Consider the following 14,127-nt stretch of genomic DNA (forward strand, 5'->3'; position numbering starts at 1 on the left):
TTAAGGGGGAGGATTTGGCATGAACCAAAAATACGAAAAGATCTTTCAACCATATAAATTTCCATCAGGGGTAGAAGTGAAAAATCGTATCATGATGGCTCCTATGACCACTTATTCTTCGGATGATCAAGGTGTTGTAACCGATGATGAACTGGCCTATTACGCTGAACGCTCGGCTGGTGTAGGTGCGGTGGTCACGGCATGTGCCTATGTATCTGCCGGAGGAAAGGGATTCCCAGGTCAATTTAGTGCAGATGACGATTCATTTATCCCATCTTTGAGAAAATTAGCGGAAACGATTCAGTCTAATGGGTCAAAAGCGATATTGCAAATATATCATGGAGGCCGGCAAAGTCCTCCGGAATTATTGCCTGATAACCAACCTGTTTCTGCAAGTGCCATTGCTTCCAGCGAGGAAGCACCTGTACCGCGGGAAATGAATGAAGATGAAATACAAGACGTTATTAAGGCATTTGGCGAAGCAACAAGAAGGGCCATCGAAGCAGGTTTCGATGGTGTGGAAATCCATGGTGCCAATACTTACTTGCTTCAACAATTCTTCTCGCCACACTCGAACCGCCGTACAGATAAATGGGGCGGAACATTGGGAAAACGATTGATTTTCCCGCTTACCATTGTGAATGAAGTCGAGAGAACGGTTGCCGAGCATGCAGAAAAGCCGTTTATAATTGGCTACCGCCTTTCTCCTGAAGAAGGCAGCAATCCTGGAATCACTTTAGATGATACGATCCAATTCGTTGATAGATTAGCGAATCAAAACCTGGATTATCTACATATATCGGTAGGTCACTTCTGGAATGGCTCATTCCGTGAGAGTGATAGGACAAAGTCGCGCATCGTTAAAATTTTCGATAAAGTAGGTAATCGTATCCCGGTGGTCGGTGTAGGTTCACTGCATACACCCGATGAAGTTGCAGAAGCCATGGAAACGGGTGTCCCTTTTATCGCCCTAGGCCGTGAACTTCTTATGGAACCGCATTGGATTGAAAAAATCAGGTCTGGAAAAGAAGCGGAAATACGGACTACCCTCTCAAAAAAAGATCAGGATGAACTGGTCATTCCAGATCCGCTTTGGGAAAAGTTGATCGGGATAAAAGGTTGGCTCCCGGTTGTGGAATGATGATGAAACACCATGAATAGATAAGTTACCCGTCCTCTTTAGGTGGACGGGTTTTTGTTGGATTCACACAATAAACCGAGATTGAGAAACAGGCAAACCGATAAAATATCTGATGTGGAATTCAATTAAAATGTAACTGTCATACGTATATTACGTACATTCGAAACCGAGTATATTTAATTGCCGAAAAGCTTGTTTCTAGGGCAAATTGCTTTATTATTCTATTAGTTCAAAAAAGAATATCAACTTCGGCCAAAGTAGAAGCATTGAATCAGCAGAACGAACGACGTTTATTTTAGTATTGGCACTCGATTTAACCATTTCATTACAGTGAATACTATCTATAACACATATGTTTTTACGAAGATTCTGTAGTCATATACTGAAAAAAATTATATAATTGCATTAATATTTGTACCAATAAATAAAATGTATTATTATCAATTTAATAAGATGGTATAAAAAGGGGTGTTACAATGAAGTTTCCGCACGATTTTTTATTAGGAGCAGCCTCTGCTTCTTTTCAGATAGAAGGTGCATGGGATGAGGATGGAAAAGGTGTAACGAATTGGGATGTCTTTTCAAAGATTCCGGGGAAAACTTTTGAAGGTACAAACGGGGATGTAGCCATAGACCATTATCATCGTTACAAAGAGGATATTAAATTAATGGCAGAGATGGGACTTGAATCGTACCGGTTTTCCATTTCATGGGCACGTATTTTGCCCACAGGGGATGGAGAAGTCAATGAAAAAGGCTTGGAGTTTTATAATAATGTTATTAATGAATGCTTAAAGTATGGGATTGTTCCATTTGTTACGCTGTATCATTGGGATTTGCCTTTGACGCTTGAACAAGATGGGGGATGGACGAATAAGCGAACAGCTGAAGCATTCGTAAAGTATGCGAAAATTTGTTTTCGCGCTTTCGGAGACCGCATCAAACATTGGATCACGTTTAATGAAACGGTTATGTTTTGCGGTTTGGGCTATTTAAAAGGAGCGCACCCGCCTGGAATCCAAAACGATGAAAATAAATACTTTCAAGCGATACATTATGTTTTTTATGCACATGCAAAAGCGGTAGAGGTATACAAGGCACTGAATCATTACGGTGAAATTGGGATTACCCATGTATTCCTGCCAGCTTATAGTATAGATGATAAACATAAGAATGTATTAGCTGCTCGGCATGCCAATGAATATGAAACTTTTTGGTATTATGACCCAATTTTAAAAGGTGAATATCCATCTTATGTGGTTGAGCAATTAAAGGAGAAAGGCTGGACGCCAAGTTGGACTGAAGAAGAACTGGATACGTTAAAAAGAAATGCGGAGAACAATGATTTTATTGGACTTAATTATTACCAGCCCATTCGGGTGGAAAAAAATCGCGAAGCTGTTTCAAACGTGGAGCATTCAAGAGAAACATCTACCCTTGCTCCAGGGAACCCGTCTTTTGATGGCTTTTATCGGACCGTAAAAATGGAAGATAAAACATATACAAAATGGGGCTGGGAAATCTCACCTCAAGGATTTTTAGATGGGCTGCATATGTTAAAAGAGCGTTATGGTGATATTAAAATGTATGTTACAGAAAACGGTCTTGGTGATGAGGATCCCATTATCGATGGTGAAATAGTGGATGTTCCCCGTATTAAATATATTGAGGAACACTTAAAAGTGATTAAGCGTGCAATCAAAGAAGGCATCCATATAAAAGGGTATTATGCATGGTCTGTCATTGATCTATTAAGTTGGTTAAACGGGTATAAGAAGCAATACGGATTTATTTACGTGGATCATCATGATCAGTTAAAACGAAAAAAGAAGCTGTCGTTTCATTGGTATAAGCATATTATCGAGACGAGAGGGGAAGAGCTGTAAATAAAAAGAAAACCTCTTGATTTCAATCAAGAGGTTTTCTTATTTATAAGGTAATGATTGAATGCATCATTTAGTCGGACTAAGGTAAGAGCATGTTTGAGCAACCTTTTCAAACATGCTCTTTCTATTGTTCATTAATCAAGGTTCCTGGTCTTAATTTGATCCAAATTAGTTTCAAAACTACACCATGAGCTGAATGGGGAATTAGTCGAAAGGTCAAACCTCCTGATTCCTAGTCTAAATCTCCGGCTTCAAATTTACCAGACTGGAAGTATGGTCCCGGATTGTAATGTAAATGTAAAAAGATGCAAAAAGTTGTAAACAAATGTTAACGTTACTAACAATGTACAGTTTTACGTTTTACTGTATAATGTTGGAGCGTGGCAAGAACCATGTCAAATAACCTTACAAAAGGAGAGTGCATATGACGATTATTCCTTAGTTTTGGAAAGGCCCCCCGCATGCTTGTAGTGAACGAATCAGTCCCGTTGAAAGGATAGTATCCTCTACAATAGTTAATTTATTTTCGATCGTGTAACTCCCTCTAAAATGAAAGAATGTCATTTTTCCTGATGATGGTAGATTCCAATCTTAAAAAACGAATAAGGATGTGAGTTTGAAAAAGATGATAAAAGATTCTAGATTTCAAGGATATAACATGAAGGGTTTTCAAAAAGACGTAACGGCAGGATTGGTTGTAGGTGTTATAGCCATTCCTTTAGGATTGGCTTTTTCAATTGCTTCAGGCGTCGAACCGATATACGGGTTATATACGACCATCATAGCTGGAATTCTCATATCGATTTTGGGTGGCTCCAAGTATCAAATTGGAGGACCAACCGGGGCGTTTGTTCCTTTATTATTTGGAATCGTTATGCAATATGGGTATGAAAGTCTGCTAATTGCCGGAATTTTAGCGGGAATGATATTAGTCTTGATGGGTCTTCTTAAGTTAGGCAATTTGATGAAGTTCATTCCCCGTCCAGTAATCATTGGATTTACAACAGGAATTGCGATAATAATCTTCTCGGGGCAAATTGCCAACTTCTTTGGTATGAAAGTGGAAAAACATGAAGCATTCATGGATAACATGAAGGAACTGGTGATTAAAGCAGACACGATCAATATGTATAGTGTGTTTGTTGCGATCATATGTTTTGTCGTCATACTGCTGGCACCTAGACTCCTGCCACGAGTGCCAGGACCGCTCCTGGGTCTGCTAATATCCACAATGGCAGCTTACTTTTTACTTCCCGATAAGGTGGCTACAATTGGTTCCACGTATGGGGCGATTCCGAAAGGTTTTCCTGAATTCCAAGTGCCGGAGCTTTCAGTGGAGATCATTATCACCCTCCTTCCCGTTGCTTTTACCATTGCCTTGTTGGGCGGTGTCGAGTCATTGTTATCAGCTACAGTGGCCGATAATATGGGGGGAACCAAGCATGATAGTAATAAGGAATTGGTTGCCCAAGGGATTGCGAACATCACGACTCCATTCTTCGGTGGGATACCGGCAACAGGTGCTATTGCCAGGACAGCTACCAATATAAAAAGCGGGGCAGCCTCCCCGATGTCCGGAGTCATTCACGGAATTGTCGTTTTACTGGTTTTGCTAGTACTTTCTCCATATGCAGCGCATATACCTTTGGCTAGCATGGCGCCCATATTGATGTTTGTTGCCTGGAATATGAGTGAAAGAAAGGAATTCGCTCATGTATTGAAAACGAAGACGGCGGATACGACGGTTTTGCTAGTCACCTTCCTCATCACTGTCTTCACTGATTTAATCATGGGAGTGGGAATCGGCTTATCGATTGCATTCATCACCTTCATTGCAAAAATGAGCCAAACGTTAAAGGTTAGGGAAAGAAGTCATGAGATCACTGAGATTGTTCCAATTGATAATTCGGATTCAAAGATCAACGTGTATAACTTGGAAGGTCCCCTCTTCTTTGGTTCGATAGACGTCCTGGAGTCATCGATATTGGCGAACCTGGATAATAAGACGAAAGTGTTGGTATTAAGCATGCGCCGGGTAACATATATGGACACTTCAGCAGAGGCTGCACTATTGGCGATTGTTAATCGAATCGGAAAATATAAGGGGAAATTAATCATTTCCGGAATCCAGCAGCAACCAAAGGAATTGTTACTCAGCACTGGTTTGTATCATAAGATAGAAAAACAGCACTTTTTTAAATCGAAAGAAGATGCCCTGTATTTTGCCAAGAAGCAGTTGAAGGGCAATTCTGATAAAGTAGTCTAATAGATTCATCCTCGAGGTCACCTTATAGGATAGTTATGTTATAGTATCGTTAACAGTAGATTTTAAAAGAAGGTGACTATCTGGGTGAATGTATATCGGATTGGCCAGCTTGCTGAACTTGCGAATGTTTCGAGGAGAACCATTGACTATTACACACAATTAGGAATGCTGAGCTATGAAAAAACTGGGTCAAGATATCGATATTATACAGAAGATGCTCTAAATCGTCTTCAAATGATTAATCGGTATAAAGAACAGAATATGCCGTTGACTGAAATCAAGGAACGGTTACTTGTTTGGTCTGAATCCACTGTTGATTCTGAGCAAGTGCTCTTGATGGTGGACAAGATATCTACAGACCTTAAAGGACTGGAGAACGAATTGCTTGAATTAAAGCCTTTACTGGAACAGCTCGATGAACGGCAGTTAACATATGCTGCAAAACAGCTTTCCGTTCGGGGTAGCTCTTTATTGAGCATCATTGCCATGTTCTCTTAAGATTTTGCCAAAATAAGACCTGATTGGGTCTTTTTTTGTCCTTTTATTTACATGGGTTAATATCCTCAATAACGTTTTCAAATCCTAGGCATGACTTTAACTTTTATATAAGATAGTGGTACTTTGTTGGAATGGCCAAATAATCTTTTTTCGATAAAGATGAAGGATACTGGGGAATGGAAAAAGAAGAACATAAGTATCTACGACTATATGAAGAGGTGAGAGTGAATGATTGGATCAATAGTAACGACGGCTAAAGGTCATCTTCAAGGCACTTTGGAAAACGATATTTGCGTGTGGCGTGGAGTCAGGTATGCGAAAGCGCCGGTTGATTCTCTGCGTTTCCGCTCACCGGAGCCCGTTGAGAATTGGAGCGGTGTCATGGATGCAGTGGATTTTGGTCCCATTCCCCCACAGCTGATGGATCGGGATGTAAGAACAGGAATGGCAGGAAATGAAAAAATGGATGAGGATTGCTTGTTCCTGAATATTTGGTCACCTAGAGCTGATCATAAAAAACGTCCGGTAATGGTGTGGATCCCTGGTGGAGCATATCTAACGGGAGCCGGATCTCTTGATATGTACAATGGACATTTATTGGCTAAGAATGGAGACGTAGTCGTTGTAAGCATAAACTATAGGCTGGGTGCACTGGGTTATTTGGATTTTACCGAGTTATCAGTTGATGGTGAAATATTCGAAACCAATTTAGGTTTACGTGATCAAGTGGCGTCTCTGAAATGGGTTAAAGAGAATATAGAAGCCTTTGGCGGCGACCCTGAAAATGTTACGATATTTGGAGAATCAGCGGGAGGGAATGCCGTAACGACCTTACTTACTGTCCCTTCTGCAAGGGGTCTTTTTAAACAGGCTATTGCAGAAAGTCCCGCTCCGACATCTGTTTACGGAGAAGGATTTGCACGCCAATTCAGTGAAAGGTTTCTTGAAATCTTGGGCATTGGAATGAAAGAAATCCATCGATTAAAAACACTTCCAGTTCAAGAAATTGTCACGGCGTCCTACCAACTCTTACGGCAGAACTCACAAGCCTTGCCGGGTTCCCTATCATTTGGACCTGTCGTGGATGGTGACTTCCTGCCTGATTATCCACTAGATTCGATTCGATCAGGAAAAGCAAAGGGAATACCCTTGCTTATAGGAACAAATAGGGACGAAGCTACATTATTCGACCAGATGGATCACCCGTTAATCCCGACTAATCCAGAGATGATTCATAAAATGTTCGAAAATACTGATCCTGAGGCAAAAGAGCGAATTACGAATGCTTATTTGAACTACCCGGAAAAGGAGGCTTTGCTAGGCATTGGCCGTGATGCGACTTTCCATATTCCCTCGGTTTGGTATGCGGAGGCATACAGTCGCTTTGAAAAAACATGGATGTACCGTTTTGATTATAAAACGGCGGCAATGCGCATAAGTAAATTAGGGGCGACACATGGTATGGAAATTCCTTTTGCCTTCCAGACTTTTGACTCGTCATTGGGCAAACAGATTACTTCATATGGTTCCAGGCCAGCGGCTTTAAAGGTATCCAATAGAATCCAGGGCCATTGGGTCAACTTTGCTAAGCGTGGAAACCCAAATCCCCCGGAAGGTGAAGTATGGCCAAAATATGATGAAACCAATCACTACACAATGATTTTTGATAAAAAGGATTATATTGAAAAAGATCCTAACAGAATGATAAGGTTGGCATGGGAAGGAGTAGGGATTTACAAGTGAAATGTAGTGGATCGGAAGAAAGCGAGGAGAACATGGGCATCAATAAATATGTCAACGAAGTCATTGGCCCTTTTATCGAAGCGGGCTTTAGAAAAGTTTAATGAAGTCATTGGTGGATTGGAAAAAGCATGGAATCGATGGGTGGACGGACGGTGCCGAGCCCTGGATTTACTTTTTTGAGAGATTGGGTGAATTGAGCGCCCAATTGCTAGGGGCTGCATGTGATGAAGTGATAATGGCAGTGTTAACTACAGCTAATCTGCATCAGCTTGCGGCCACCTTTTTTGAACCAAGAGCTGGCAGGAATAAGATTTTGGCGGAATGATTTCATCTTCTTCATGGAATTTACCACCCCGGCTTTTCACCTGGGCTAAATGTGTCGAAGGATTCAGTCCATGTAATTGAAGCGGCTTTGTAGTGCATAGATATCACTGGGAAAGGGTAGATCTGCAGAGATGAACGAGGAAAAGCGTTCATTGTACTTTCGACGATCTTATATCGTAGCGGTCAGAGGTTAACAAAGGAAGCCCATGCGCGTATAATCGAGATTGGATTCATGCCTGTCATTCCGTGGGTGCCATTCCGCATCGGTTTGACAAGTGGGAAGTGCCCCCCCATATATTAAGCATAGGCCTTTTGGGCTCGCTAGAAATGATTACGGAAGTAGGAATAAAACAAGTCCGGAAAAAATCTTTGAGGTTGACTCAATATCTTATGGATTTAATCGATTCGGAATTATCGGGATACGGATTTGAAATTGGCAGCCCAAGAGATGAATCAAAAAGGGGAGGTCATATCATCCTTGAACATCAAGAAGGTCGCAAGAATATGTAAAACATTGAAACAAGACGCTATCATACCCGATTATCGTGAACCGAATATGATTCGTCTAGCACCTGTTACTCTTTATACCTCTTTTCAGGAAGCTTATGAAACGGTACAGGTCCTTAAAAAGATCATGGATGGCAGGTTATATGAAAACTATGAAAATAAAAGGGGAATCATTGCCTAGAATGGAGCACCATATGGAGAAAAGTAAACTGCAACGTGAATTATCATCGAATCAAATCACAATGATTGCCATGGGATGTGCAATAGGCACCGGATTATTTTTGGGAAGTGGCCTTGCGATTTCGACGGCAGGTCCAAGTGTACTGATCAGCTATGCAATAGGTGCATTCATTGTCCTTCTATTGATGGGCTGTTTGGCGGAAATGACTGTAGCTTATCCAACATCGGGATCGTTTGGAACCATTGCTGAAAAATATATAAGTCCATTTGCGGGTTTTGTTGTGAGGTATTCATATTGGATAGCGAATGTCCTGGCCATTGGTGTCGAAGTGAGTGCCATCGCTGTTTATATGAAATATTGGTTCCCGGATGTACCAGGAAGCATTTGGATTTTCCTTTTTGCTGCCTTGCTCATCTATGTAAATGCAACGAGTGTCAATACATTCGGGAACTTTGAGTATATTTTTTCAATGATCAAAATTAGCGCCATTGTCATTTTCATTCTACTGGGCGCCTACGTGGTGATTGGCGCCGAACCTTCAAGCGGGATCGGTGTAGAGAACTATGCCAATGATGGAGGTTTTATGCCTTTTGGGTTTTGGGGGCTTTGGGTCGCTATATTTATTTCTCTCTTCAGCTTCTTAGGAACGGAGTTGATTGCGGTTACGGCGGGAGAAGCAAAGGACCCTGATATTGCCGTCCCTAAAGCTTTGAAGGCAACTGTCTTAAGGCTTACCACTTTTTATGTACTGACAATCGGGCTCATGTTACTAATTGTACCCTGGCAATCCGCTGGTATTGATAAAAGCCCATTTGTTAGGGTGATGGAAATCCTGAATATTCCTGGAGCATCGGGGATAATGAATTTCATTATTTTAACGGCGGCTTTATCTGCAATGAATAGTCAATTATATGCCTCCACCAGAATGATATTTTCATTATCCGAGCAAAAGCAGGCTCCAGCCCTATTTCAAAAAGTAAGCCGGAAAGGAGTCCCGATAAGGGCCCTTCTCATATCCACTTTGGGCATATTTCTTGCTGCAGGAGTAAAGGTTCTTCTCCCGGATACTTCATATGCATTCATGATGGGGGTATCGATGTTCGGTGCCATTTTAACCTGGTTCATGGTGTTCATCTCCCATTTATTTTTCAGAAAGAGGTGGGAGAAATCAGGGGGGCGTAAATTACCGGTTAAAATGTATGGCTTTCCGTATTTAACGATTCTTGGTGCATTACTTTTGTTTGCTTTGACGGTATCTACTTGGTTCACTGGCCCGTTTAAAATCGTTCTCCAGTTCGGTGTACCTTGGCTGGTCTTTCTTTGCATCGTCTATTTATTAATGTCGAAAATCAAAAGAAGGTAAAGGGAAAGAGGGATGGTATGGATAAGGGACCAATGGATAAAGATGGTTTGGAAGAAGGTATGGTAACTGATTTTGATAAGGATATGTCCTATGGGGACTACCTGCAATTAAATCAAATATTATCAAGTCAGCATCGGCTTTCCGGTCATCACGATGAAATGTTGTTCATCGTTATTCACCAAACAAGTGAATTATGGATGAAATTGATCCTCCATGAATTGACTGCAGCAAAGGACCATATTGAGGCAGGACGTTTGGAGCCATCCTTTAAGATGCTATCCAGAGTGGCTAGGATCCAACAGCAACTTATTCAATCCTGGAATGTGCTTTCGACCTTAACGCCATCTGATTATATGGAGTTCCGGGAGAAACTAGGAAACTCTTCAGGGTTTCAATCATTTCAGAACAGGTTGATAGAATTTGCGATGGGTCAAAAGAATCCGCAAATATTGGCCGTTTTCCGTCATCAGCCTGAGCTTTATGAGTCGATGAAAGCAACTTTGAATAAACCTAGTATTTATGATGCGGCTATAGGGGCATTGGCTGCAAGAGGGCTTCCTGTTGATGAATCGGTCTTGAACAGGGATTGGCCTGAAACCTATCGGGAAAATGCCAGTGTTGAAAGCGCCTGGCTGACAGTTTACCGTGACGTGCATAAATATTGGGATTTGTATGAGTTGGCCGAAAAACTCGTTGATATTGGAAGTCAGCAACAATTCTGGAGATTCAATCATATGAGCACTGTAGAGCGTATCATCGGTAATAAGACGGGAACGGGCGGATCATCCGGTGTAAGTTATCTGAAGAAAGTGGTCGAACAGCCATTTTTTCCTGAGCTTTTGACATTAAGGACCAAGCTGTAAGATTTGACTGGAGGGGAATATGCATGAGTCAATGGTTAGATATTTCCAGCACCTTAATGAAAGTTCGCGATATTGGCCTGGAGAAACGCAATATTCATTTTGGTTGAATTCATTAACGGAAGGGTCATCCGTCAACGTAGGGGAAATTCGGATGAGTACCCATTTAGGAATCCATATTGGATGCTCCCTTTCATTTTGATGGATAGGGAAAAAACATTACCGAACTTGATTTTGATTTATACTATGACCTTAGCCGTTTTCCTGAATAGATTCCACCGGTTGAAGTAAATCCAGCCAAAGCAACCTGACCCCTTTTTTTTAGGCTGAGGGATTCCTATCCTGGAAGGGCTTGTTCTTGACGAGGTGGAGTCTGGGTTGTACGATTTGGCTGCTTTGCCGCTTGCAATAGAAAGAGAGGATGGCAGTCCGGTCAAGGCCGTGGAGAAAAAGATAGGCTGATAAGGGGGATATGGGAATGGGCAAAATTGGAGTTTATGGATCTTCCTTCGATCCAGTCACCAATGTGCATTTATGGACAGCATCCACCATTGCGCATCGTGCTAAGCTAGACAAGGTGATTTTTTTGCCTTGTGCAAATGGACGTATCGATAAACAGATGAAAACGAGCAATGAACACCGTTGGGAGATGCTTGGGCTGGCAATAGGGGGCAACCCGTTATTCGAAGTTAGTGATTATGAAATTAATGAACGCGCTGGAATGAGTAAACAATATACTTGGTATACGATGGAATATTTTAAATCACGATATCCAAAGGATGAAGTTTATTTCATTATGGGTGCAGATTTACTTGAGGATATTGACAATCAGGAGTTACCGGTACACTTACGATGGAAATTCAGGGAAAAATTGATTGCCAATCATAAATTCATCGTCATGGCACGGGATGGGATCGATATGTTAAAAATCATATCGAAAAGTCCGTTGCTTAGGAATTATGATGATGGCAATACATTCCACCTAATAGATAAAGGCCTTTCAATGGAAATCAGTTCTACATATATAAGGGATGAACTTGCGATGGGAGGGGAGCCAAGATATTTACTGCCTGATCAGTGTTATCAGTATATTGTGGACAATAAGCTATATCAAAAAGAATCAAATCCTTAAGTGTTAGCTGGGGATGAATGGGCTCGATCTCTCCGTTGGATCGAGCTCCTTTCGTTTGGAAAATGCATTAACCTTATATACGTGAATAAGTTTAAATAAAGGACAGGTAAAAACAAAAACACAGTTGACAACTTGGTATACTTTGTTTTATGGTAATGATACATAAAATCAGAATATTCGCTGATCAGAGAACTGAAGGCATACTATCTCCTTGAATAAAATTAAGAAGGGAATAGTATGCCTTTTTTGTTGCAAAAAGTGAAAAACAGGAGGAAGTTCATGAAAAAATTGATGATATTGACAAGTTTGATATTGGCTTTCGGTGTACTCGCAGGATGCAACTCGGAAAAAACGGAAGGGGACGGGACATCAAAGCCAGTCGAGCTATTGAATGTGTCATATGATCCGACACGTGAATTGTACCAGGAATTCAATGAAGCGTTTGTGAAGCATTGGAAAGAAGAATCGGGTCAGGATGTATCGATTCAACAATCCCATGGCGGATCTGGTAAACAGGGCAGGGCCGTTATTGATGGATTGGAAGCGGATGTCGTTACATTGGCATTGGCCTATGATATTGATGCCATTTATGAAGCTAGTAACCTATTAGCGGAGGATTGGCAGAAACGTTTACCGGAAAACTCGACACCTTACACATCAACCATTGTATTTTTGGTGAAAAAAGATAACCCCAAAGGCATTAAAGATTGGGATGATCTAATCAAAAAGGATGTATCCGTCATTACACCAAATCCAAAGACAAGCGGAGGGGCAAGGTGGAATTATCTGGCTGCGTGGGCATATGCAGAGAAGAAATTCGGTAGTGACGAAACAAAGGTTAAGGATTTCATGAAAAAGCTTTATCAGAATGTTGAGGTTCTGGATTCAGGGGCACGGGGTGCAACCACCACTTTTGTAGAAAGGGGAATTGGTGACGTACTTATTGCTTGGGAGAATGAAGCCTATTTAACACTTGAAGAATTCGGTGATGACAAATATGAAATCGTCAATCCCTCCATCAGTATATTAGCAGAGCCACCGGTAGCTGTTGTTGACAAGGTGGCCGAGAAAAAAGGAACAAAGGAAGTGGCTGAAGCCTACCTGGAATACTTATATTCGGATGCCGGTCAGGAAATTGCCGCGAAAAACTTCTATCGTCCAAGGGATGAGAAGATACTCGCTAAATATGAAGACCAATTTGCAAATATCGATATGGTGACCGTTGATGATACGTTTGGCGGGTGGAAAAAAGCCCAAGAAACACATTTCAATGACGGTGGTACATTTGACGAAATTTATCAACCGCAATAAGCAGGGGGAGAAGATGGATAGACACATCTTCTCCTTCATAATAAGAAGAAGAGCTGGGGCGAAGCGATGAATATAATGACAGAAGGTAAACAGAAGAAAAAGAGGACTATACCCGGTTTTGGTTTGACGATGGGTTTTACGTTACTGTATCTATCCATCATCGTTTTGATTCCATTATCCATGGTTTTTCTAAACACATTTTCAATGGGATTTCAGGATTTTTGGGCGACCATAACTGAACCAAGGGTTGTCGCTTCGTATAAATTGAGTTTTTTATCAGCGTTAACTGCGGCCTTCGTGAACGCAGTTTTTGGCGTTTTAATTGCCTGGGTGCTTACTCGTTATGAGTTTCCCGGCAAACGGATCATCGATGGGCTGGTGGATTTGCCTTTTGCCCTGCCGACTGCTGTGGCAGGGATTACTTTGACCACTTTGTACTCACCGAACGGGTGGATTGGGCAATTTTTCAACTTTAAAATCGCTTTCACCCCTACCGGGATTATCATCGCCCTTATATTTATAGGCCTCCCATTCGTGGTGCGGATGGTTCAGCCGGTACTTGAAAATATAGAAAAAGGGATGGAAGAAGCATCTGCTTCCCTAGGGGCGAATCGAATGCAGACATTCATTAAAATTATCTTCCCGGAATTGATTCCAGCAATATTGACGGGTTTTGCACTTTCTTTTGCGAGAGCACTTGGAGAGTATGGATCCGTTGTCTTCATTGCAGGAAATATGCCATTTAAAACGGAGATTTCCCCGCTGATCATCATGACAAAGCTTGAACAGTATGATTATGAAGGTGCAACAGCGGTAGCAGCCGTCATGCTCATTATTACATTTATAATTTTGTTCACCATCAATATCTTACAATGGTGGACTGGCAAAAGATATTCAGGGAAGTAGGAGGGGGAC

General features: G+C 41.4%; 11 protein-coding genes and 1 pseudogene. All 12 read left to right on the top strand.

From position 1 onward, the window contains the following. The first annotated feature begins 19 nt into the window (after positions 1 to 19). Entirely contained in the window at positions 20 to 1,141 is a 1,122-nt protein-coding gene (locus ACFX4L_RS09895; protein ID WP_284471420.1) for an NADH-dependent flavin oxidoreductase, read from the top strand. Between the two features lie 476 nt (positions 1,142 to 1,617). Next, the gene (locus ACFX4L_RS09900; protein WP_377404932.1) at positions 1,618 to 3,027 is read left to right on the top strand and encodes a GH1 family beta-glucosidase; all 1,410 of its coding nucleotides are present in this window, start codon (positions 1,618 to 1,620) and stop codon (positions 3,025 to 3,027) included. A 625-nt stretch (positions 3,028 to 3,652) separates the two neighbouring features. Further along, positions 3,653 to 5,293, top strand: a complete 1,641-nt coding sequence (locus ACFX4L_RS09905; protein WP_377404974.1) for a SulP family inorganic anion transporter — start codon at positions 3,653 to 3,655, stop codon at positions 5,291 to 5,293. A gap of 84 nt (positions 5,294 to 5,377) precedes the next feature. Then, on the top strand, positions 5,378 to 5,791 hold the full coding sequence (locus tag ACFX4L_RS09910) for a MerR family transcriptional regulator (protein ID WP_061462155.1): 414 nt from the start codon (positions 5,378 to 5,380) through the stop codon (positions 5,789 to 5,791). Between the two features lie 228 nt (positions 5,792 to 6,019). Then, positions 6,020 to 7,534 carry a carboxylesterase/lipase family protein gene (locus tag ACFX4L_RS09915; RefSeq protein ID WP_377404935.1) on the top strand — a complete coding sequence of 505 codons (1,515 nt, stop codon included), beginning with the start codon at positions 6,020 to 6,022 and terminating at the stop codon, positions 7,532 to 7,534. 112 nt (positions 7,535 to 7,646) lie between these two features. After that, a complete protein-coding gene (locus ACFX4L_RS09920) occupies positions 7,647 to 7,859 on the top strand; it encodes a hypothetical protein (protein WP_377404937.1) in 213 nt (70 codons plus the stop codon). Between the two features lie 389 nt (positions 7,860 to 8,248). Further along, positions 8,249 to 8,546 (top strand): annotated as a pseudogene (locus ACFX4L_RS09925) (kynureninase/PvdN C-terminal domain-containing protein). Position 8,547: 1 nt separating this feature from the next. Next, on the top strand, positions 8,548 to 9,909 hold the full coding sequence (locus ACFX4L_RS09930; protein WP_089364712.1) for an amino acid permease: 1,362 nt from the start codon (positions 8,548 to 8,550) through the stop codon (positions 9,907 to 9,909). Positions 9,910 to 9,926: 17 nt separating this feature from the next. Beyond that, the gene (gene kynA, locus ACFX4L_RS09935) at positions 9,927 to 10,772 is read left to right on the top strand and encodes a tryptophan 2,3-dioxygenase (RefSeq protein WP_377383931.1); all 846 of its coding nucleotides are present in this window, start codon (positions 9,927 to 9,929) and stop codon (positions 10,770 to 10,772) included. Positions 10,773 to 11,247: 475 nt separating this feature from the next. Continuing rightward, complete coding sequence (gene nadD, locus ACFX4L_RS09940) at positions 11,248 to 11,901, top strand: nicotinate (nicotinamide) nucleotide adenylyltransferase (protein WP_284471414.1); 654 nt, start codon at positions 11,248 to 11,250, stop codon at positions 11,899 to 11,901. Between the two features lie 279 nt (positions 11,902 to 12,180). Beyond that, a complete protein-coding gene (locus tag ACFX4L_RS09945; RefSeq protein ID WP_176432051.1) occupies positions 12,181 to 13,212 on the top strand; it encodes a sulfate ABC transporter substrate-binding protein in 1,032 nt (343 codons plus the stop codon). Positions 13,213 to 13,287: 75 nt separating this feature from the next. Then, positions 13,288 to 14,118: a sulfate ABC transporter permease subunit CysT gene (gene cysT, locus ACFX4L_RS09950; RefSeq protein WP_375166307.1), complete on the top strand. Its 831-nt coding sequence runs from the start codon at positions 13,288 to 13,290 to the stop codon at positions 14,116 to 14,118. The last annotated feature ends 9 nt before the right edge of the window (positions 14,119 to 14,127 follow it).

Source organism: Peribacillus sp. YIM B13482, from assembly GCF_042787975.1.
Taxonomy (GTDB): domain Bacteria; phylum Bacillota; class Bacilli; order Bacillales; family DSM-1321; genus Peribacillus; species Peribacillus simplex_A.